Below are 21,474 nucleotides of genomic sequence, written 5' to 3' on the forward strand. Positions count from 1 at the left end.
GCACGATGCCGGCGACGGGGCCAATGTAGGCAGGCCGTCTTTCTCGTTCCTTTCCACCTGAAAGCCCGAACGGAGGCACTCGGGAAGCGTTCAGCCAGTGAGCGCGAAGCAGGCTTTGCCCGGCTTCAACCTCTACTGACCAGCCAGTACCTTCACGATCTCGCAGCTGTCTTCGTGGGTCAGCCAGGGGCTGTTGCCCACGGTCAGGGAGCGGGCGGCGAAGTCGCGGGCATTGGGTACGTCCGCGTCTGCGACGACGCCTCGCAGATAGGCATAGTCCGGCAGGGCGTGGATGAACATGCGGCTGACACCCAGGCCGCGCTGCCACAGCGATGAAAGCGCTTTGTCACGCGCAAGTTCGCTGGGCAGCAGCAGCATCAGCATCGGCCAGGTGCCAAGAGTGCCAGGCATCCCGTCCACCACTTCAACGGCAGGCAGCGATTCCAGCTGCACGCGCAGCTGCAGCGCGCGCAGGCGGGCGGCCTGCAGGAAGGCGGGCAGGCGCTGTGCAGCGTGTGCCCCGACGTTCTGCCGCCAGCGGCTGACGCGATGCTGCGGAATATCCAGTGGAAACACATCACCCACCGCAGCTTCCAGGTCGCCACGGCGCAGGGCACGCCGCAGCGGATTTCCATACACCAGCGACAGCAGGGAAGGGCGGTAGCAGGCCGCCAGGCCCAGCAGCTGCAGGCTGCGCGTCAGCTCCCAGCGCGGGTTGAAGGGCGTGTGTCCTGCGGCCTGCTCGATCAATGCCGCACGCAGTTCTTCATCACGTGTCAGCAGCAGGCCGCCCTCATGCAGGCTCAGGCCCTTGCCGGCGGCCAGGCTGAAGAAGCCGATGTCGCCGCGCAGGCCGACGCTGTTGCCGGCCACGCGTGCACCCAGTGCCTGTGCAGCGTCCTCGATCACCCACGCACCGACGCGGTGCGCAATGGCACATGCGCGATCAACATCGGTGATGCGCCCGCCCAGATGCGTGGGAATGATCGCCAGCGTGCGTGCATCGGCTGCGGCGTGCAGCGCCACCGGGTCGAAATCGAAATGGTCGCGGCGGGTATCGCACAGGTGTATGCGCAGGCCTAGGCTGTGCACGGCAATCGGTACCAGCGGACAGGTATAGGCCGGCAGGATCACCGTATCGCGCTGCGGCGCGCGCCTGCGCAGGGTGCGCAGGGCGATCAGCAGGGCATGGGTGCCCGAGCAGGTCAGCTGCAGCGGCGGCGTGCCCAGCTGCCCGGCCAGAATCGTGCACAGGTCGCCGCCGCCGGGAAGGAAATCGCTGGCCTGCAGGGGCAGGCCAGCGGTGGGAGGCAACTCGCGCGACAGCAGGCTCACGGGGCCGCTTCGGTAACTGCATGCGGATCATCCGCCTCGGCACGGCCCAGGCAGATGATGCCGGCCACGATCAGCACCGCACCGATCAGGTGATGCAGCGTCAACGGTTCGTGCAGCAGCCACGCCGACAGCAGCAGCACGCTGATCACTTCCAGGTGTGAGGCCGCGAACGCAGGGCCGATCGGCGCGTGCCGCAGCAGGCTCATCCAGGTGAAGAACGCGCCGACGTAACCGAGCATCGCGCCGTATACCCAAGGCTGTGACAGCACGCGCAGCAGCCATGCGCTGTTGGCCTCGACCGGCAGCGCGGCGTCTCCGGCATACTTGAAGCACAGCTGGGCCAGGGTGTCGAAGGCCATCAGCAGCGGGAAGCCGACCAGGTACAGCCGCCTCATGTTCCGGCTCCGACCACGGCAACGCCGGCGCTGACCAGCAGCATGCCGGTCACCCGCAACGGCGTCAGCCGCTCGCGGAACAGGATGCGGCCGGCCACCATCAGCGCGACGATGTTGATCGAGCCGAGCAGCACGCCCTGCGACAACGGCACCAGCGACAGGAAGGCGATCCAGGCGACGAATTCAAGCACGTAGCAGGCGATGCCCAGCCACAGCCAGGGACGGCCGAACATGTGTTTCCAGCGCTGCAGGCCTTCGACATCCTGCGGGTCGCTGGCGGCAGCCTTGAAGGCCAACTGGCCGCCGGTATCGAGCACCACGTTGACCAGCCACAGCAGGGTCGCAAGCGATCCCATCTCAGGCGACCGCCTGCAGCACGCCCGCACGTTCGCCGATGTCGCTGAAGAAGCGCGCGCTGCGGCGGATCACTTCGCGCCGTTCGCGATCGATGGTGATCATGTGGTAGCTGTCTTCCAGTACAACCAGTTCGGTCGGTCCGCTGACGCGCGAGATCACCAGTTCGGCATTGCCCATGCTGGCCACGTCATCCTCGCGGGCATGCATCACCAGGCATGGTGCCGTGACCTGGTGCAGGTGACGGCGTGTCCAGGTGCTCAGTGCACGCATTTCGGCCAATGCATGCCACGGGTTGCCTGGCAGGCCGGCAGCGGCACTGTCACCAGAGAGCATGGCGGCGCTGACCTGCGCACGCAGGCGCTCGTCGCGCAGGCCGTACGGCGGCTCTTCCATGAACATGCGGTCGCGGCCGATCCCCAGGCGCTTGAACCACGGAAACAGGAACGAGAAGCGTGCGACCGCCGGAATGTTCCAGCCGTCGTAGCGGAAGGTGGCGCCGTACACCCCCACGCCGGAGACCCAGTCCGGCCGCCGCGCGGCCAGCGCCAGCGCCAGTACCGCCCCCATCGACAGGCCGCCGACGAACAGCTGGTCGACCTTGCCACGCAGGTCCGCCGCCGCGTCTTCCACGCCCTGGTACCACTGTTCCCAGCGGGTCTGCAGCAGGTCTTCGACGCTGCCGCAGTGACCCGGCAGCTGCACGCCATGCACGCTGAAGCCCGCGTTGTTCAGCCCTTTGCCCAGCATGCGCATTTCGGCGGGCGTGCCGGTCAGGCCATGGATCAGCAGGACACCCTGCGGGCCACCGGGAAGAAAGAACTCATGGGATGCAGGCACCAGTCGGCTCCAGCGCGGCAGTCGGGAAGGCCAGCATCGCAAGCGCGATTTTCGGCAACCTTTCAGCGGTTCGTCTGGATCAAGGGCCCTTCAGCAATGGTATGGTGATGGACACCTTCAGGCCACCGCCGGGACGGTTGAGGTAGCCCAGGCGTCCGCCCAGGTGCTCGACGGCCTCATGGGCGATGGCCAGGCCCAGGCCGGTGCCGCTGGCTGCAGTGCCGGGCGCACGGAAGAAGCGCTCCCCCAGCCGCGACATCACGTCCTCGGGCACGCCCGGGCCATTGTCTTCGACGTACAGCTCGACATCGTTGTCGTCCAGGGCCTGCACGCCGACGGTGACGGTCGCATCCGCGCCGGCGTAGCGCAGGGCGTTGTCGATAAGATTGTCCAGCGCCTCGTGCAGCAGTGCGCCGTTGCCCAGTATCCGCACCGGCTGCTGCGGACCCAGGTAGCCCAGGTCGATGCCATCGCGGATCGCTTCGGGCACGCGCATGCCCACCCATTGCGGCACCAGCTCGGACACATCCAACGCCTCCACCGTCTCCGGCACGGTCTGTGCCCGGCTCAACGCCAGCAGCTGGGTGCTGACGCGTGCAGTGCGCTGGTTGAGCCGGCGGATGTTCTGCAGCGCTTCGCGCACGGTCTCTGGATCGCCGTGCGCCAGTGCCTGGTCCACGTGCAGTGCCATGCCCGCCAACGGCGAGCGCAACTGGTGGGCGGCGTCGGCAATGAAGCGGTTCTGCAGCGTGATCATTTCCGCCTGCCGCGCGAACAGGCCATCGATGGTGCTGATCAGGGGCTGGATTTCCTCGGGCACGTCCGCGTCGGAAATCGGTGCCAGCTCGCCGCGGCGCTGGGCCAGGCGCGAGGTCAGCGGGGTCAGGATACGCAGGCCGTGGGTGACGCCGAACCAGACCAGCGCGGCCATTCCCAGCGCCAGCATGGCCATCAGCGGAATGACGATCATCAGGATTTCGCGCGCACGCTGGCGACGGTCGGCCATGCTTTCGGCCACGGTCACTGCCAGCTGGTCCTGCGGATCGTTCATCGCCTGGGTGCAGACCGTCGACATGCGCACCTGCTGGCCGTTCAACTCACCTTCGTACAGCGCCGGGTGCGTACCGCTGCAGTCCTGCGAGGGCGCATAGGCGCTGAAATCTGCGTTGCCGGCGATGGTGCCCAAGCGGCTGCTGTCGACGTTGAAGTAGCGATGACCGTCGGGGTCGTACTCGATCAGAAAACGTGCCTGCGGAGACAGGTCGCTGCTGACCGGCATCGTGCTGAGCATCTGTGCGAACGACACCGTGTCATCGGTCAGGTTGCGGTCGTGGATGCGGTTGGAGTAGTCCAGCGCCACGTAGTAGGCCAGCAGCGTGTTGAAGGTCAGCAGGCCCAGCATCGGCAACGCCAGGAAGGCGAGCAGGCGCCGGCGCAGGCTGGGCGGTCCGCTGATCACGCGCTGGCGTCTTCCAGCATGTAACCCAGCCCGCGCACCGTGCGGATGCCCATACCACCCGGCTGCAGCTTGCGGCGCAGGCGGTGCAGGGCGATGTCCAGGCCGTTGTCGGTCAGGTCCTGGCCCCAGTCGCATAGGGCCTCCACCAGCTGCGCACGCGAGACGATGCGCTCGGCACGCACCGCCAGGGCGGACAGCAGGCCGAATTCGCGCGCGGTCAGCTCCAGCGTCTGCTCGTCTATCCACACCCGGTGCCCGGTCAGGTCCAGGCGCAGCCGGCCGATGCGCAGGTCGGGGTTGCCGTTGCTGGTGACCCGGCGCAACTGCGCGCGCACGCGTGCTTCGAATTCGTCCAGGGCGAAGGGCTTGACCAGGTAGTCGTCGGCTCCCAGGTCGAGCACGCGCACGCGCTCGGCCAGGCCATCGCGTGCGGTGACCACCAGCACGGCCAGGCCATCGCCGCGCTGGCGCAACCGCTGCAGCACATCGCGGCCGTCCAGCTGGGGCAGGCCCAGGTCCAGCACCAGCAGCGCGTACTGGGTGGAGTTCAGGGCGGCATCGGCATGCGCGCCGTTGTCCACGTGGTCGACCACGTGGCCCTGCCGGCGCATCGAGGCGCACAGGCCAGAGGCGATGTCCGGATCGTCTTCTGCGATGAGTACGCGCATGCGCGGGGCTCCTGGGGGCGGATGGGCCGCCCGCTGGACAGGGCGGGCCTCTCGGCTGCCGAGGGTAGCGGCAAACGGGGGGGAGGTGGCAGGCGTGAGGGGGCCAGGCGCACCCGGCGCTGGCCCTTCGTTCAGTCCTGCAGGCCAGGCTGGCCCTTGGCCAGCGGCACCCGCGATCCGTCCAGCAGGCCGCGGCTGAGCTTGCCGTCCTCGATGAACAGCAGTTCGCCGTTCTCGCCATTCTTGATGCTGCTGTCGATGGCAATCACGCGGCCGTCGTGGAAGCTGCTGACGTGTGGCATCGAGGTGTGGCCGACCACGATGCGCTTGAGCTGGAGACGGTCGAGCACCGCCTGTACGCCCTGGCTGTCCAGGCGCCCGTCGAAGTAGCCGCGGTACCAGATCGGGCTGGTCTTGCCGTCGTACAACGGTGCGGTGACGGGGTCTGCCTTCACCTCGGCCTTGGGAATGCCCAGCGAGGCCTGGTAGGCGGCATTGGTGTGGGCCGGGTCCAATGCCATCTGCACCGCTTCGGGCGAGATGCCGCCATGCAGGAACAGGGTATCGCCGATCTGCAGCAGCACCGGCCACGTGCGCAGCCACTGGCCGATCACCGAGTCGGCAGCATACAGCTGCGGATAGCTGCGACCGAGCAGCTGCGCGCTGCGCAGGTATTTCGGATTGACGTAACGCAGGTCGTCGTACAGCACCATGGTCTCGTGGTTGCCGAGCACGAAATGCACCGCGCCACCGGCGGCGGCCGCCTGCTGCTGCAGGCCATACAGCAGCCAGAACGCTTCGGTCACCTGCGGGCCGCGATCGAACACGTCGCCGGCGATCACCAGCGTATCCGTGCCCAGTGCCCAGCGGTCCTGCGTGTCGATCACCCGGTTGGCGCGCAGCAGGCGGACCAGCAGCGCGTACTGGCCGTGGATGTCGGACACGGCGACGATGCGTGGCACGGCCGGCAGTATCGATGCCGACGGCGCGTTCGGCGGCAGCACATGCACCGCATGCGGGTAGCCGCAGCGCGCGGCAACCTCCGTGCCATCGGTGCCGGCCTGCACGCTGTGGGTTTCCACCTGGTCCTGGCAGATCCACTGCGCTTTCAGCTGCGCGCCTTCACGGAACAGGTAGGGGCCGTCGCTGTCCACGTGCTCTGCAGGTGCTGCCACGTCGCGGGCAGAGGCCAGTGGTGCGGCCAGCAGCAGGACCAGTGGCAGCAGGATCGACAGGGTTCGGGCGTGGTTCGGCATCGGCGGCATCCAGCGGCAGGAGACGAGCGATGCTAACCGTCCACGGACGCCATCGGTGTGCGCGAACGGGCGGATCAGGCCCGGCCGCCTTCCCCCTTGAGCTTGCGCACGCGGGTATCGGCGGCGCGCACGGGCTGGCCGTCACGGCCATGGGGTTGCATGTAGGGCAGTGGCCGGCGGCTGCTGGATTCGATCAGTTGCGAGTGCGCTTCGCCAGCAGCGAAGCAATGCCGTTCTCCCCATTGGCGCAGGGCCACCAGCAGCGGAAACAGGTCCTGGCCGGCCGCGGTCAGCACATAGTCGTGGTAGGCGCTGCCATCGGCGGCGGGCTGCTGCACCAGCAGCCCCGCCTCGACCAGGCGCCGCAGGCGGTCGCTGAGGATGTTGCGCGCCGCGCCCAGGCTGCGCTGGAAATCGCCAAAGCGACTGACGCCATCGAAGGCATCGCGGATGACCAGCAACGCCCAGCGGTCGCCGAGCAGATCGGCGCTGCGGGCCACGGGGCAGGGGCTGTTGGCGTGCATGGCGGACTCCCTCGATTGTGGTTGCAGTTTAAAACCAGTGGCGCTACCGTGCACCTGGTTTCAAAATGCAACCACACTGATGATGCCTTCGCTGTCCCGCCCCGTGTTGGGCCTGCTCGCCATTGCTGCCGGTGCCAGCGTGGCCAATGTCTATTTCGCGCAGCCGTTGCTGGAGCGCCTGGCCCGCGATTTCGCCCTGGATGCCGCCGTGGCCGGTGCAGTGCTGGCTGCCACCCAGGCCGGCAGCGTGCTGGCCCTGCTCGGGCTGCTGCCGTTGGCCGACCGTGGCGACCGCCGTCGACTGCTGCGGGTGCAACTGCTGGCGCTGGTGGTGGCGCTGCTATGGCTGGCCGCCGCCCGCAGTACCGCGTGGTTGCTGTCGGGCATGCTGCTGGCGGGTCTGCTGGGTACCGCGCTCACCCAGGGACTGATCGCCTACGCCGCCAACCTCGCTGCACCGGAGCAACGCGGGCGGGTGGTCGGCATGGTCCAGGGCGGCGTGTTCATCGGCCTGCTGTCGGCACGCGTGGTCTCAGGTGCGGTAGCCGCCGTAGCGGGATGGCGCGCGGTGTACCTGCTGTCGGCATTGCTGATGGCGGCGCTGGCACTGCTGCTGTGGCGGCGCCTGCCGCACGTGCCGGTGCCCGCAATGCCGCCGTCGTGGCGCAACCTGCTGCGTTCGATGGCCGATATGCTGCGGCAGGATCGCGCGCTGCGCGAACGCGGGCCGCTGGCATTGTTCCTGTTTGCCGGTCTCAACGTGTTCTGGGCCGCGGTGCCACTGCCGTTGTCGGCGCCGCCGTTGAACTGGTCGACCGCCGCCATCGGCGCGCTGGGCCTGGCCGGCATCATCGGCGCACTACTGGCAGCGCGGGTCGGGCACTGGATGGATCGTGGCCTTGCCCACCGGGTGAGCCTGGGGGCGCTGCTGCTGATGCTGGTCGCCTGGCTGCCGTTGCTGGGCCTGCCGTACTCGCTGGCCCTGTTGCTGCTGGGCGTAGTGGTGCTGGATCTGGGCGGGCAGGCGTTGCATGTGTCCAACCAGGCCCTGCTGCTGCGTGCACCGGCCGAACAGCATGGACGCCTGGTGGCGCTGTACATGATGTTCTATGCCGTGGGCAGCGGTGTGGGGGCTGCGGCAGGCACCTGGACGCAGGCGCGCCATGGGTGGCCGGCGGTGTGCGCGCTGGGCGCGGGCATCGCGCTGCTGGCACTGACGTGGTGGGCGACGTGGCGCATACCGCGCAAGGACGCTGCGTAGCGTCGAGACCGTCCGGCGCCACGTCACGCGCGCTGCAGGCTCAACGTTGCAGCGCGCGTCGTCCCGGAGCTTCCGGCAGTGCGTCGTCGGCCACCACCACCCGGTTGCGGCCCTGTCGCTTGGCGGCATACATCGCCGCGTCGGCGCGCGCCATCAGCCGCTCGTAATCGGGATGCCCATCGTGTCCGGCCACGCCGATGCTCGCGGTCAGCGCCAGCGTCTGTCCGTTGGGCAGGGTGATCGGCGACTGTGCGATCTGCCGGCGCAGGCTTTCGGCGATCACCTCCGCCTGTGACTCGCTTGCCGCCACCAGCACCACCACGAACTCCTCGCCGCCGTAGCGGAACAGGTAGTCGCTGCCTCGGGTCTGCTGGCCGAGCAGGGCTGCGACGTGCTGCAGCGCGCGGTCGCCGGCGTCATGACCGTGGCCATCGTTGATCGCCTTGAAATGGTCCAGGTCCAGCAGCAACAACGAGAACGGCGTGTGGTTGCGCGTGGACAACTCGATCTCACGACGTAGCACGGTCGGCAGGAAGCGCCGGTTGAGCAGGTTGGTCAACGCATCGCTGCCCGCATCCAGTTCACCGATGCGTTCGAACAGCAAGGTCATCAGGTTGCGGATGGTGGCCAGGTCTTCGCGGATCATCGGCAGGGCGGTCAGCCGCCGTGCCGGATCTTCATCGGTGGCGCGCTGCAGGCGGTTGTCGATGCGGGCCATCAGCTGGCCCACCTGCTGCGTCTCGCTGCTTTCGCCGAAGCTGGGAATGCCCTTGTGGGTGAACCACAGGCCGAATTCCGAGCTCGCCAGACTGGCGTTGTCGGCACCGGTCGCATGGCCGGCGAGGGTGTACAGCAGGCTGTTTTCCCAATCCAGCAGCAGGGCGCGCTGGCGCTCGCGCTCGGTGCTGACGTTCTGCACCAGCGAGAACAGCCGGTACGCCGCATCGGTGCGCGAAGAGCGCTCACGGGCGTGCGTATAGGCCAGCGTCATGCCTTCCATGGCGATGTCCATGATCGCGCTGAGGCAATCGATGGCGGCGAAGGCGGTGTCGTTGTCAGCGGCATCGGCGCGCAGGCGGATGAACAGCTCGTGCTTGAGTACGCGCGCACCGCGGGCCACCAGGTCCACCGGAATACCGACCCGTGCGTGCACATCGCCGATCACCCGTTGTGCGGCGACGGTAGCGGCAATGCCATCCGCATCGGTGGTCAGCAGCTGGGCCAGCCAACGCTGCATCGCCGGTTGCAGGCGCTGCTTGACCTGTTCGTGGGACAGGAAGCGGCGCGCACGCGTGTCCTGCAGCAGCACTTCGTAGAAGCGCTGCGCCAGCGTCGGCGGTGCATCGGCGGCCACGGCATGCAGCAGCGCGGCGGCGGCGGGGCCGGCCAGCAGCAGACACTGCTGCCAGGCCTGAGCCAGCGGTTGGCTGGCTTCGTCCAGTTGGGGTGTATCCACGTCGATCTCTAACGGCGCACAACAGACCACGGTATCGGCCGCAGCTGTCGACGGTTGATGGCAGGGAAGCCGGCCAGTTTAAGCGCCATGCAGGCCGAAAAACGCGGATGAAGCACATGCCGGCCGATGCCGCAATGCGTTGACGCATTTGAGAATCACTCGCATTTATGAAAAAATGATGGCAGGAACCGGCATGCGGGCATCCCGCAGTGATCGTTCCGCCTCCCCCGTCGCCGCCTCGTGCCCTATGCCAGAGGCTTCCGTTGCCCTGCCAGAAGGTTCAGAACATGCCTGCAAACACTCTTTCACCGCGCCCGCTGGCGCTTGCCATCGCTGCGCTGCTGGCCACCGCTGCCGTCACCGCCCATGCGGAAACCGATGCCACCGATATCGACACCGTGCATGTCACTGCCTCGCAGATCGCGCGGCAGGCGCTGGGCACTTCCACCATTACCGCCGAGGACATCGCCAAGCGGCCGCCGGTCAACGACATCGCCGAACTGCTGCGGACGATGCCCGGTGTCAATCTGACCGGCAACAGTGCATCGGGCCAGTACGGCAACAACCGGCAGATCGATCTGCGCGGCATGGGGCCGGAAAACACCCTGATCCTGATCGACGGCAAGCGCGTGGGTGCACGCGACGCGGTGCGCATGGGCCGCAGTGGCGAGCGCAACACGCGCGGCGATACCAACTGGGTGCCGGCGGAAATGATCGAACGCATCGAAGTGCTGCGCGGCCCGGCAGCGGCACGCTATGGCTCGGGTGCCTCCGGTGGCGTGGTCAACATCATCACCAAGCGCCCGACCGGCGACCTGACCGGTGCGGTTGACCTGTACGGCCTGGTACCCGAACACAGTGCCGAGGGCGGCAGCGAACGCCTCGGCCTGCAGCTGAGCGGGCCGATGACCGACACGCTGTCGTTCCGGTTGTACGGCAACCTCAACAAGACCGATGCCGATTCGCTGGATCTCAACCGCGACTTCGCCACCGGTGCCAATGCGGTACCGCCAGCGGGCCGCGAAGGCGTCAAGAACCGCGACGTCAACGCGCTGCTGCGTTGGGACGTGACCGCCAACCAGGTGGTCGAGTTCGAGGCCGGTACCAGCCGCCAGGGCAACATCTATGCCGGCGATCGTGCGGTCAGTACCACTGGTACCTCCACCGGTGTCGACCTGGCCGCGCTGGCCGAGCAGCAGGCCGAGACCAACCGCATGTATCGCACCACCGGCGCGATCACCCATCGCGGACGCTGGGGCGATGTCAGCTCGCGGCTGACGGCAGCGGTGGAAGGGGTGAACAATTCGCGCATCAACGAAGGCCTGGCCGGCGGTCCGGAAGGCAGCTTCAATGGCGCCGACTGGTCGACCTCGCGCCTGCGCAACTACCAGCTGGACGGCGAGGTCAGCTTCCCGACCACCCTCGGCGGCGCGGAGAACGTGTGGACGCTGGGCTTCGAGTACCTCGACAGCCGACTGACCGATCCCTATTCGATGAGCCAGTCCAGCAGCAGCGGTGGCGGCATTCCGGGCCTTTCGGCCGATCGTGCACGCGGCAAGTCCGATGCACAGACCACCGCCGTCTACGTGGAAGACAACATCTATCTCGGTGAACGCTGGATCGTGACCCCGGGCCTGCGTTTCGACCATCACAGCCAGTTCGGCAACAACACCAGTCCGAGCCTCAACGCGCAGTTCCGGCTCAACAGTGACTGGGTGGTCAAGGGCGGCATCGCACGCGCGTTCAAGGCGCCGAACCTGTACCAGTCCAACCCGGACTATCTGTATTACACCCGTGGCAACGGCTGCCCGAACGCGTTGCCGAGCCTGGGCGCCGGCTGCTACATGCAGGGCAATGCGGATCTCAGGGCAGAGACCAGCCTGAACAAGGAACTGGGCGTGGAGTGGGCACCGCAGAGCGGCTGGCAGGCCTCGTTGACCTATTTCCACAATGACTACAAGGACAAGATCCAGGCCGGTTACACCCAGATCGGCCTGACGGCCGACCGCAAGGGCCGCATCTTCCGCTGGGAGAACGCACCCAAGGCCATCGTGCAGGGGCTCGAGGGCAACCTGGTGATCCCGCTGCTGGGCGAGCAGGGTGACCGCCTGAAGTGGAGCAACAACTTCACCTACATGGTGGAGAACGAAAACAAGAGCACCGGCCAGCCGCTGTCGGTGATTCCCAAGTACACCGTCAACACCATGCTGGACTGGCAGGCCACCGAGCAGCTGTCGCTGCTGCTGACCGGCACCTTCTACGGCAAGCAGGAACCGGCCACGGCCAACATCAACAACGATCCGCGCTGCACCGCCAACTGCGATGCGTCCACCGTGCTGCAGACCCGCGGCGCGTACAACGTCTGGGGCGTGAGCGCGCGCTACAAGGTGACCGACACGGTCAGCGTGGGCTTCGGCGTCAACAACCTGGCCGACAAGCGCCTGTTCCGCGAGGCCAACAGCAGTGACGCCGGTGCGGCGACCTACAACGAACCCGGCCGCGCGTACTGGGCCAGTCTGCGTTTCGGCTTCTGATCCGATGAGCGCTGCGCCGGGAGGGTTCCGGCGCAGCCTGATGGCTTACTTTACCTGGCGGCAATCGCGAAGGTGGACACCACCGGTGTCCATCTTGTCGACCACGCCGTCCAGCTTCACCCAGTCGTTCTCGCGCAGGGTGGCGCCCAGCGCCATCTGATCCGGGGCCAACGCACAGTGAACGGTGAAATTGGCATTGTTGTTGTCGTTCGACTGGCGCCCGCCGATGCCACCGATGCCCTTCATCTTGGTGACCAGATAGCCCACCTCGATGGTGTTTGTAAAGCGGTTGGGCTGGGCGGTGTAGACCTGGCCATCGATGATGAAACGACGGCCGAAATACTTGACCAGCAACGGCTGGTACATTGCTTCCGTGTCGGGCGGGGTGCTGGAGCCGGAGAACAGCGCCTTGAGCGGTGCGGTATTGATTTCCCGCTGCAGCCGCTTGGAGTCCTTGCCCATTTCGGTGGACATGCCGACCGCGGTGGCCTGGATCGGCTTGTCGAAGCCACTGGAGACACGCACGGCTTCGGCGATCGCCTCGCCCTCGGGGCCGGTCTTGAGCTTGTCCAGCCAGCCACACAGCGCGCTGCGTGCGTCCTCTTCCTTGGCGGTCTGCCCCCGTGACAGTTTGGTGCCGACCGCCACGTTGCCGCCATTGGAGGCGGTGATGACGCTGACCAGCGGCACCTTCGTGTCGGTCTGCAGCACGTACATCTGGCCTTCCGTCTCGGTGATGACGTCACCGCTGACGAAATTGTTGCCCTCATCAAGTGCCGCCTTGCGCAGCTGGCCCAGCGCACTGCGCGGCTTCAGGCCGGGAAGAGTGACCTCGGAGGTAAAGAACTGGCCATTGCGGGGGTCACCTACCGAGCGGAAATTCTGCTGGCAGGTCTTGGCCGAGGCGCTTGCGGCCATGCCCAGCGTACAGGCCACGGCGACGGCGACCCAGGGAGTCTTGGTAGTCCACATGTTCCGAATTCCTTGTGCTTGTGTGTCCATTGCGGGCAGCCACGCCGAGGCGATACGGCTGCCCGTCCCCGTCCAGAGGGGATGCGGCCATCATAGTGTGGCCCGGCACGGGCGCAAGCCGCAGCGACCCGCGTCGCGGATTCTGCAATGTTATAAACACCGTGATAGTTTCCCGACACCCGCCGGCGTAGCCTGACTCCCATCGCCAAGGAGCTGTTGCCATGGGTCACGACCACGATCACCTGCCATCCGAGATCCGCCACGAGAAACCCTTGTGGTGGGCGCTCGGCCTGACCTCCACCTTCCTTGTCGTGGAGGTGGTCGGTGCGTTCTGGACCAACAGTCTGGCACTGCTGTCCGATGCCGCGCACATGGCTACCGACACCCTGGCGCTGATGATCGCGCTGGTGGCCGTGCGGCTGAGCCGGCGCCCGCCGGATGCGCGCCGCACCTACGGTTATGCACGTCTTGAAGCACTGGGCGCGATGATCAACGGCGCAATGCTGTTCGTGGTTGCCGGCTACATCCTGTGGGAAGCCATCGGTCGCTTCCGCCAACCGCAGGAGATCGCCTCCACCGGCATGCTGGTGATTGCAGCGGTCGGCCTGGTGATCAACATGATCTCCATGCGCCTGCTGCAGGCCGGCAGCGGCGAGAGCCTCAACGTGAAGGGCGCCTACCTGGAAGTGTGGGCCGACATGCTCGGCTCGGTGGCGGTGATCGCCGGCGCGCTGTTGATCCAATGGACCGGATGGAAGCCGATCGACCCGATCCTGGCCGTTCTGATCGGTTTGTGGGTGCTGCCGCGCACGTATGTGCTGATGCGCGAGGCCATCAACGTGCTGCTGGAAGGCGTGCCCAAGGGCATGGACGTGGCCAGGGTCCGCGACCGCCTGTCCGACCACGACGCAGTGCTGGACGTGCATGACCTGCACGTGTGGGCGCTGGCGTCCAGCACGCCGGCACTGACCGCGCACATCGTGATGCGCGAAGGCGACGACGCCGACCGCCTGCGGCGCGAACTCGGTGATCGCCTGCACGATGATTTCGGTATCGAACACGTGACCCTGCAGATCGAAGCCGACCACTGCGGCGAAGCCTGTGGCCAGCCGTCGGCGACGAGGGACGACGATCACGCCGGGCACGATCATGCAGCTGCCGATGCGCAGGGCCATCGCGGTCACGTGCATCGCTGAAGCGGGTGTGGCGGCCGGTGCCCGGCGCTACCTCTGTTCGTCGCGCCGCGAGGCCAGCCGATCCGCCAGCCGGGTCGGCTCGGGCAGGCGATAGCCGCGCAGCGTGCGCTGTACCCAGGCCAGCGCGGTATCGGCACTGACCCGATGCCCGCCGGCGACGAACAGCGGCTTGCAGCGAAGCTTGCTGCGCAACACCCAGCCGAGCTGCTCGCCGCCGTCCAGCAACGGCGTGTGCGCGCCGGCCTCAGGGTCGGGCTCGATGAAGCGGCCCACCAGCTTCGATTTGGCCACGCCGATGCTCGGCAGGTCGGTCACCACGCCCAGGTGTGCGGCAATGCCCAGCCGGCGCGGATGGCTGATGCCATGGCCATCGACGAACACCAGGTCCGGTGCGCGCGGCAGCAACGCCAACGCAGCCAGCAGCGCCGGCAGTTCGCGGAAGCTGAGCAGGCCCGGGATATAGGGCATCACGGTGGGGATGCGGGCGATTTCCTGCGCCACCGGCTGCAGGGTGTCCGCGTCGAGCAACACGGCCGCAGCGCGGGTGATCGCGCCGTCTTCCTCGAAGCCGACATCCAGCCCGGCCAGCCAGCGCACGGTAGCGGGCAGCCGGTCCTGCCGCTGCACGCGGGTCGCCAGCTGCTTCTGCTGTTCGCGGGCGGCGCTGACGCTGCCTTCCCAGCGCCCGGGGTCGATCAGTGTATTCATCGGCCACAGGATGACATCCACACCGCCACGGCGCGGTGAGCGGGCGCCGGGGCTACAATGGCCGCCTGCCTTTCCTCGCGTTGGAGACCCTGCAGTGACCCGTAAACTCGTACTGTTGCGCCATGGCCAGAGCCAGTGGAACCTGGACAACCGCTTCACCGGCTGGGTCGATGTCGATCTGACCGAGCAGGGGCGCCGGGAAGCGGCTGCCGCCGGCCGCCTGATGCGCGAGGAAGGCCTGCAGTTCGACGTCGCCCACACCTCCGTGCTCAAGCGCGCCATCCACACCCTGCAGGGTGCGTTGGCCGAGCTGGAGCAGGACTGGCTGCCGGTGAACAAGTCCTGGCGCCTCAACGAGCGCCACTACGGTGGCCTGCAGGGCCTGGACAAGGCCGAGACCGCCGCCAAGCATGGCGAGGACCAGGTCAAGGTGTGGCGCCGTTCGTACGACATCCCGCCGCCGGCGATGGACCTGGAAGATCCGGGCCACCCGATCCACGACCGCCGCTATGCCGGGCTGGATCGCAACGCGCTGCCGGGCACCGAATCGCTGGCCACGACGCTCGACCGCGTGCTGCCGTACTGGCACGACGCCATCGCGCCGCAGTTGAAGGATGGCAGGACCGTGCTGGTCACCGCCCACGGCAACTCGCTGCGCGCGCTGTACAAGTACCTCAACAACGTCTCGCGCGAGGAAATCCTCGAGCTGAACATCCCGACCGGCATTCCGCTGCTGTTCGAGTTGAACGACGACCTCACCGTGAAGTCGTTCCGTTACCTGGGTGACCCGGAAGCGGCACGCAAGGCCGCCGAAGCCGTGGCCAACCAGGGCAAGGCCAAGTAAGAACGAAGGGCCGGCGCAAGCCGGCCTTTCTAAGACTTGGAGTTTCAAGACCGAAGAAGCTAGTCAAAACGGAATATCATCGTCTTCAATGAAGCGGGTGCTGGGACGAATGGGTTCTCTGCGGGTAACAAGAAGATCCTTGTGAAGCTTCATCCATTGGATGCCTTCAGGAGTTATTTGGTAGTGCTTGACGGGGTATGTTTGCCCGTTTGAATCCTCCTCAACAAGGCTCCGGGAAATTAGGAAACTCTTTTCGGTCAGTGTCGCGACGCCGAGGGCGATGCCCACCTCAGTTAAGCCGGCGCTTGAGAGCTTTCTATCCAGTTCCCAGTGGCTGATGCTTCCGATTTCGGTGGGCCAGAATGCAAACGCCAAGGACAAGACCGCGATCTCATTTGCATCAAGGTCTGTGTTGTTCGCGATGTTGGGATTCAACGTTGGCGCAAGCTGTGATCGTTGCTCGTTGCGCAATTCGTGTTGAATGAGTTTGACAAGATTGGCTTCCAGTTCTTCGTAGCCGCTTCTGGAGTCAGTTCGGTAAAAGACAACAGGTCGATGTTGAACATCAAAAGGAAGCCTGGGGCGCTTTCCTTTTTCACAGAGTATGACAACAGGTCGATTGAGGGCTAGTGCGTAACCGAGTTCTAGCCAGACGTTGGGGTTGTCTTCGGAAACTTCGGCGATACAGATGGATGCGCTGGCGATTGCGCTTTCAATTTTTTCAATTATCGGATTTAGACCAAGGATTTCATCTGCTCTTTGAGGCTCCACTTCTGCAAAAAGAAGTGCCGGGCGTATGGTCTCTCTATATCTTCGGTCGTAGACGTTCCCATCGAAAGTCTGAATCACAAAGCAGGTCGGTTTTGCCTGTTGCATGTGAGGTTCTCTTGGGTGATCCAATTTATTGACCGGTCGCCGCTAGCTCTTCCGTCTGTGGCGATGTCGTCTTCGGTTTGTTCGTTATTCCGAAGGGAATGTGTACAGATGGTGCGGCTTGGCTTGCTGCGGCAAGGTGCAGTGATTGATCGTCGAAAAATATATGAGGCTTGAGGACTTCGAGGATCAAGCGTTTTTCAATTCCACCCAAGAAGAATGCGTCGTTTACAATTACGCCCCAACTCTTCAGTGTGTTGATTGCGCGCTCATGCGATGGAGCATTTCGGGCGGTGACGATGGAGACACGAAGCCTATTTTTGTATGTTGGGTCCGACTTCCTTTTCAGCTCCTCGGCCTTCTGGATTGTTGAGATCTTGAGGAGGAACTGCTTTAGTGGGCCGCCACCGTGAGGTTCCATGACATTGGCTGTCTCGTGAGTGTGGAATTGCGCAAGGTTTCCATTCTGCATCACGGTTTCGGATGAGTCGTCAGCAAGAACTCCATCGAAGTCGAAGGCAATGCGAAGTGTTGTGTCGCTTGGGTCGTCAATTTTCTTTGAATCCATTACATATCCGGCCGGCAGTCCAAGTGCAATCGCTTCGAGAACATCGCTCTGATTGCCTGATAGGAATAGGGATATGTTGAGCGCAGGCACATATGCGTAGGGCGAAAGGCCTTGCTGAAAAATTGCGCGAGAGATGCTCAAGTTGTGGTGGGCAATTGAATTCATCACCCGAAGTCCCGTATCTGGATCATTACGAGATAGAAGGACGACTTCGACCAGCGGAGCGTGGGGGGCGGGACTTAGGTCATTGAGAGAGAGAAGGCGTCGGATGAAGGAGAAAGCCATTCCCGGCTGGAGTGCATCGTTCCTGTGCTGCTCTTGATATGTGCGATAGGCTTCCTCCCCCTCGTTTCGAAAGACCCTATCCGACTCGCTCAAGTCGAACATTGCACTAGATGCGACACCTACCACCAAACGATCCTTTAGTTCGTAAGGCATATCTTCTCCATTTTTTATGATTTTTGCGGTAGATCCGATTGGGGCGATGTTAGCAAGCACGATAGCGGAAAACCCCAAAGGCGAAATCCAACAGCTGTGGAGCCTGCGGCGTGACCTTTGGCCGGTCCCCACCATCGCCGCAGCGGCTACGCTGGACGATTCGCCGTTGGAGACACGCCATGAACGTCCGTAATCTGGTCCCGCTGGGCCTGACCATCGCCATCGCCGCTTCGCTCGCCGCCTGTGGCAAGAACGAGACCGCGCCCGCTGCCGACGCCGCCAAGCCGGCGTTCGACCAGTCGCAGATCAAGACCGCGCTGATCAGCCTCAACAGCGCCGATCTGGATCCGTCCATCGCCGCGTGTACCGACCTCAACGGCTTCGTCAACAGCAAGTGGCTGAAGGCCAACCCGGTGCCGGGCGACCAGACCACCTGGGGCAGCTTCGAAATCCTGCGCGAGCGCTCGCTGGAAGTGCAGCACGCGCTGGTGCAGCAGGCCGCCGCCAGCCAGGCCAAGGCCGGCTCGGTGGAAGCCAAGATCGGTGACATCTGGAAGACCGGCAACGACGAAGCGAAGATCGAGGCCGCCGGCCTGGCGCCGCTGCAGCCGACGCTGGACAAGATCACTGCGCTGAACGACACCGCCGCCATCACCCAGTACCTGCGCGACAGCCAGGCGCAGGGCCAGGGCGTGCTGTTCTCGCTGTTCGCCAATGCCGATTACAAGGATTCGGCCAACGTCATTGCGTACGTCGGCCAGGGCGGCCTGGGCCTGCCGGAGAAGGGCTATTACTTCGACGACGCGCAGGCCAAGATCCGCGACGCCTACGTGGCCTACATCGCGCAGGTGCTGACGCTGTCCGGCGTGGACGCGGCGCAGGCTGCCGAACAGGCCAAGGCGGTGATGGCGTTCGAGACCCGCCTGGCCAAGGCCTCGATGTCGCGCATCGAAATGCGTGACCCGGCCAAGCGCTACAACCCGCTCAGCGCCGCCGACGCGGACAAGCTGACCCCGAACTTCAGCTGGACCGCGCTGTTTGACACCCTGAAGGTGCCGGCCGCGCAGAAGTTCTCGCTGGCCCAGCCGGGCTTCTTCAGCGAAATGGACAAGATGCTGGCCGACGTGCCGGCCGCCACCTGGCAGTCCTACCTGCGCTTCCACACCATCGACGACGCCTCGCCGTACCTGAGCAGCCAGTTCGAGAAGGCCAACTTCGAGTTCTACGGCAAGACCCTGCGCGGCCAGCAGGAAATGCAGCCGCGCTGGAAGCGCGTGCTGGAGTCGGTGAACGGCGGCATGGGCGAAGCCCTCGGCCAGCTGTACGTGGACGCGGTGTTCCCGGCCGAATCGAAGGAGGCCATGCAGCACCTGGTGCAGAACCTGTCGGTGGCGCTGAAGGCGCGCCTGGAGCAGCTGCCGTGGATGGGCGAGGAAACCAGGAAGAAGGCACTGGAAAAGTGGGCCAGCTTCACCCCGAAGATCGGTTACCCGGACAAGTGGCGTGAGTGGACGGGCCTGCAGACCAACGGTGACAGCTACCTGGGCAACATGCAGGCAGCGCGTGCGTTCAACTACCGCTACATGCTGGACAAGATCGGCAAGCCGGTGGACAAGACCGAGTGGGGCATGACCCCGCAGACCGTCAATGCCTACTACAACGCCACCAAGAACGAGATCGTGTTCCCGGCGGCGATCCTGCAGGCACCGTTCTTCGATGCCAAGGCCGATCCGGCATTGAACTATGGCGGCATCGGGGCGGTCATCGGCCACGAGATGATGCACGGCTACGACGACTCGGGCAGCCAGTTCGCCGCCAACGGCAACTTCGACAACTGGTGGACCGACAGCGACCGCAAGGCCTTCACCGAACGCACCGACCAGCTGGTCGCGCAGTTCGACGGCTATGAATCGGTGCCGGGCGTGTTCGTGAAGGGCAAGCTGACCCTGGGCGAGAACATCGGTGATCTGGGTGGCCTGACCGTGGCCTACGATGCCCTGCAGATGGCGCTGAAGGAGAACCCGAAGGCGAACGTCGAGGTGGACGGTCACAGCCAGGACCAGCGCTTCTTCATGAACTGGGCCACCGTGTGGCGTCGCAACTTCACCGACGGTGAGCTGCGCGTGCGCCTGAACACCGATCCGCATGCACCGGCGAACTTCCGTGCCAACGGCGCGCCGTCGAACATGCCGTCCTATGCCGCCGCGTTCCAGTGCAAGGCCGGCGATGCGATGGTGCGTGCGGACGACAAGCGCGTGGTGATCTGGTAAGCGATCGCCGGTAACGCGTGAAGCAGAAGGCCCGGCGAATGCCGGGCCTTCTCGTTGCAGTCGGCTAGAACAGGCGGCAGATCAGCCCGGGCATTTCAGGTACTGAGACAATGTGGCCTGCCATGCGCTGGCCGGGTCGAAGCCTGGCACCAGGCCACCGCCCTTGCCGGTGAAATTGGACATGCCATGGGCCAGCATGTAGGTCGGGGTGTACGAGGGCGGCCCCATGCGCTTGCTGAAGGTGCAGATGCCAGCGACGTAGGCTGGCGCCTTGTCGGGGCTCAGCTGCGCCTTCAATGCGCTGTCGAAGCGACCGAGATTCTCCTCGCCCATGGCCGAACCGGCCATCGCCTTGAGCGCGTTGTAGGCAGCGTGTCCCGTCTCGTCTGCGACGCGCTGGCGATCGAAATGAGCGAACACGCCGGCGATGTTGTAGAGATCGATGGCGTCCTGCATGCGTCCATCCTGCACGCAGCGCGGCAGGGCATTCATCAGGGTGGCAGGTGAGGTGCCAGCGGTGACCTGGTTGCGCGACAGGCATGCGGCGGCTGGCGCGGTGCCATCCTGCTGGGCCTGCGCGAACGGCGCCAGGGCCAACAGCAACAAGCCCAGCGGTGCGGCGATACGGGTGTTTCCTTTCATGGGTGATGCTCCTCGTAAGCAGGGCCGTCTGCGGCCGACCCTCAGCTTGCGGGGATCGGCGCGGCTGCGCAAGCGAGGCGCCGTCCAGCCGGTGAAGGCTCAGGCCAGCGCCGGCTCGTTCCTGAGCATGCCGTGGAAACGCTGCAGCACGTAGGGATCGATCAGGCCACCGGCCTGCTCATCGAGGATCCGCAGCACCGTCTCGTGCTCCATCGCCGCGCGGTAAGGGCGCACGCTGGTCATTGCATCGTAGGCATCGGCAATGGTGACGATGCGGGCGCCGAGCGGAATGGCCTCGCCGTGCAGGCCATCGGGATAGCCGCTGCCATCGAACGCTTCATGATGGGCACGGATCAGTCGCGCGACCGGCGCGGCATCACTGCGGCCGGTGGCCAGGAAAATGTGCTCGCCGCGCACCGGGTGCTCGCGCATGATCGCGCGCTCTTCGTCGCTGTGCCGGCGCGGGCTCAGCAGTACCTCGTCGGGGATGCCGATCTTGCCGATGTCGTGGAAGCGTGCGGCCAGGCCGACCTGCGCACAGGCGTCCTCATCCAGGTCGCAGTGCAGGGCAAGGTGCTGCGCAAGAAGGCCCACGCGGTCACAGTGGTGGCGGGTATAGGCATCACGCATCTGCAGTGACATCGACAGGGCGTCGATCAGGCAGGCCTGCGCGTGCAGGAGGTCGGGAGGTCTGGGCTGGGGCATCGGAACTGGCGGCGCGGCGAAGCTGCGCAGAAAACGGAAAGGCCCGCGAGAGCGGGCCGGGGCGGCGCATAGGGTACCCGCATCGGTGTCACGCGGGGGGCATCGACGGTCCCGCGTGGGGCTGTGCGTTCAGTCGCATGCAGCATTTGGCCCCGGCCGCATCGCAACCGGGGCTG

20 protein-coding genes are annotated in these 21,474 nt (G+C 65.5%); 5 read left to right on the forward strand and 15 right to left on the reverse strand.

The genetic code is table 11. The features are described 5' to 3' along the window. Positions 1-132 precede the first annotated feature (132 nt). The 8 genes from BW38_RS11985 to BW38_RS11950 form a co-directional block, all read right to left on the reverse strand. Entirely contained in the window at positions 133-1,335 is a 1,203-nt protein-coding gene (locus BW38_RS11985) for a DegT/DnrJ/EryC1/StrS family aminotransferase (RefSeq protein ID WP_032976024.1), read from the reverse strand. Then, the gene (locus tag BW38_RS11980; RefSeq protein ID WP_025873781.1) at positions 1,332-1,730 is read right to left on the reverse strand and encodes a DMT family transporter; all 399 of its coding nucleotides are present in this window, start codon (positions 1,728-1,730) and stop codon (positions 1,332-1,334) included. Before BW38_RS11980 ends, BW38_RS11985 begins: the two co-directional genes overlap by 4 nt. Then, the gene (locus tag BW38_RS11975; protein ID WP_032976025.1) at positions 1,727-2,086 is read right to left on the reverse strand and encodes an EamA family transporter; all 360 of its coding nucleotides are present in this window, start codon (positions 2,084-2,086) and stop codon (positions 1,727-1,729) included. The genes BW38_RS11980 and BW38_RS11975 overlap by 4 nt, the downstream gene beginning before the upstream one ends. Before the next feature lies 1 nt (position 2,087). Then, a complete protein-coding gene (locus tag BW38_RS11970) occupies positions 2,088-2,924 on the reverse strand; it encodes an alpha/beta fold hydrolase (RefSeq protein WP_032976026.1) in 837 nt (278 codons plus the stop codon). Between the two features lie 79 nt (positions 2,925-3,003). After that, positions 3,004-4,383: a sensor histidine kinase gene (locus BW38_RS11965; protein ID WP_025873778.1), complete on the reverse strand. Its 1,380-nt coding sequence runs from the start codon at positions 4,381-4,383 to the stop codon at positions 3,004-3,006. Continuing rightward, positions 4,380-5,051 (reverse strand): response regulator, encoded by a 672-nt coding sequence (locus tag BW38_RS11960; RefSeq protein ID WP_025873777.1) that lies wholly within the window; start codon positions 5,049-5,051, stop codon positions 4,380-4,382. Before BW38_RS11960 ends, BW38_RS11965 begins: the two co-directional genes overlap by 4 nt. 131 nt (positions 5,052-5,182) lie before the next feature. After that, entirely contained in the window at positions 5,183-6,307 is a 1,125-nt protein-coding gene (locus tag BW38_RS11955) for a metallophosphoesterase (protein WP_032976027.1), read from the reverse strand. Positions 6,308-6,381: 74 nt separating this feature from the next. Beyond that, complete coding sequence (locus BW38_RS11950; RefSeq protein ID WP_032976028.1) at positions 6,382-6,831, reverse strand: helix-turn-helix domain-containing protein; 450 nt, start codon at positions 6,829-6,831, stop codon at positions 6,382-6,384. Between the two features lie 79 nt (positions 6,832-6,910). Between BW38_RS11950 and BW38_RS11945 the strand changes: the two genes are divergently transcribed. After that, positions 6,911-8,092: an MFS transporter gene (locus tag BW38_RS11945; RefSeq protein WP_032976030.1), complete on the forward strand. Its 1,182-nt coding sequence runs from the start codon at positions 6,911-6,913 to the stop codon at positions 8,090-8,092. 40 nt (positions 8,093-8,132) lie between these two features. On the opposite strand, the gene BW38_RS11940 is transcribed toward BW38_RS11945, so the two are convergent. Continuing rightward, entirely contained in the window at positions 8,133-9,548 is a 1,416-nt protein-coding gene (locus BW38_RS11940) for a GGDEF domain-containing protein (protein ID WP_032976031.1), read from the reverse strand. A gap of 287 nt (positions 9,549-9,835) precedes the next feature. Between BW38_RS11940 and BW38_RS11935 the strand changes: the two genes are divergently transcribed. Next, the gene (locus BW38_RS11935; RefSeq protein WP_032976032.1) at positions 9,836-12,082 is read left to right on the forward strand and encodes a TonB-dependent siderophore receptor; all 2,247 of its coding nucleotides are present in this window, start codon (positions 9,836-9,838) and stop codon (positions 12,080-12,082) included. A gap of 45 nt (positions 12,083-12,127) precedes the next feature. Here the strand turns inward: BW38_RS11935 and BW38_RS11930 are convergent, their stop codons facing one another. Beyond that, positions 12,128-13,054 carry a hypothetical protein gene (locus BW38_RS11930; RefSeq protein ID WP_032976034.1) on the reverse strand — a complete coding sequence of 309 codons (927 nt, stop codon included), beginning with the start codon at positions 13,052-13,054 and terminating at the stop codon, positions 12,128-12,130. A 221-nt stretch (positions 13,055-13,275) separates the two neighbouring features. Between BW38_RS11930 and BW38_RS11925 the strand changes: the two genes are divergently transcribed. Beyond that, on the forward strand, positions 13,276-14,250 hold the full coding sequence (locus BW38_RS11925) for a cation diffusion facilitator family transporter (protein ID WP_032976035.1): 975 nt from the start codon (positions 13,276-13,278) through the stop codon (positions 14,248-14,250). Positions 14,251-14,277: 27 nt separating this feature from the next. Here BW38_RS11925 and nfi read toward each other — a convergent pair whose 3' ends face one another. Next, a complete protein-coding gene (gene nfi / locus BW38_RS11920) occupies positions 14,278-14,958 on the reverse strand; it encodes a deoxyribonuclease V (RefSeq protein WP_025873770.1) in 681 nt (226 codons plus the stop codon). Positions 14,959-15,052: 94 nt separating this feature from the next. Between nfi and gpmA the strand changes: the two genes are divergently transcribed. Further along, positions 15,053-15,802, forward strand: a complete 750-nt coding sequence (gpmA, locus tag BW38_RS11915) for a 2,3-diphosphoglycerate-dependent phosphoglycerate mutase (protein ID WP_032976037.1) — start codon at positions 15,053-15,055, stop codon at positions 15,800-15,802. Between the two features lie 63 nt (positions 15,803-15,865). On the opposite strand, the gene BW38_RS21760 is transcribed toward gpmA, so the two are convergent. Continuing rightward, a complete protein-coding gene (locus BW38_RS21760) occupies positions 15,866-16,678 on the reverse strand; it encodes a hypothetical protein (protein ID WP_152543300.1) in 813 nt (270 codons plus the stop codon). 25 nt (positions 16,679-16,703) lie between these two features. Beyond that, positions 16,704-17,681 carry a 5'-nucleotidase gene (locus BW38_RS11910; RefSeq protein ID WP_081794552.1) on the reverse strand — a complete coding sequence of 326 codons (978 nt, stop codon included), beginning with the start codon at positions 17,679-17,681 and terminating at the stop codon, positions 16,704-16,706. A 179-nt stretch (positions 17,682-17,860) separates the two neighbouring features. On the opposite strand from BW38_RS11910, the gene BW38_RS11905 reads away from it, so the two are divergent. Then, on the forward strand, positions 17,861-19,951 hold the full coding sequence (locus tag BW38_RS11905; RefSeq protein WP_032976040.1) for a M13 family metallopeptidase: 2,091 nt from the start codon (positions 17,861-17,863) through the stop codon (positions 19,949-19,951). Positions 19,952-20,032: 81 nt separating this feature from the next. Here BW38_RS11905 and BW38_RS11900 read toward each other — a convergent pair whose 3' ends face one another. Both BW38_RS11900 and BW38_RS11895 read right to left on the reverse strand, forming a co-directional pair. Next, positions 20,033-20,593, reverse strand: a complete 561-nt coding sequence (locus tag BW38_RS11900) for a hypothetical protein (RefSeq protein WP_032976041.1) — start codon at positions 20,591-20,593, stop codon at positions 20,033-20,035. A gap of 99 nt (positions 20,594-20,692) precedes the next feature. Continuing rightward, positions 20,693-21,298 (reverse strand): HD domain-containing phosphohydrolase, encoded by a 606-nt coding sequence (locus BW38_RS11895; RefSeq protein WP_025873766.1) that lies wholly within the window; start codon positions 21,296-21,298, stop codon positions 20,693-20,695. Between the last annotated feature and the right edge of the window lie 176 nt (positions 21,299-21,474).

Origin of the sequence: Stenotrophomonas sp. RIT309 (assembly GCF_000632045.1) — a bacterium.
Taxonomy (GTDB): Bacteria; Pseudomonadota; Gammaproteobacteria; order Xanthomonadales; family Xanthomonadaceae; genus Stenotrophomonas; species Stenotrophomonas indicatrix.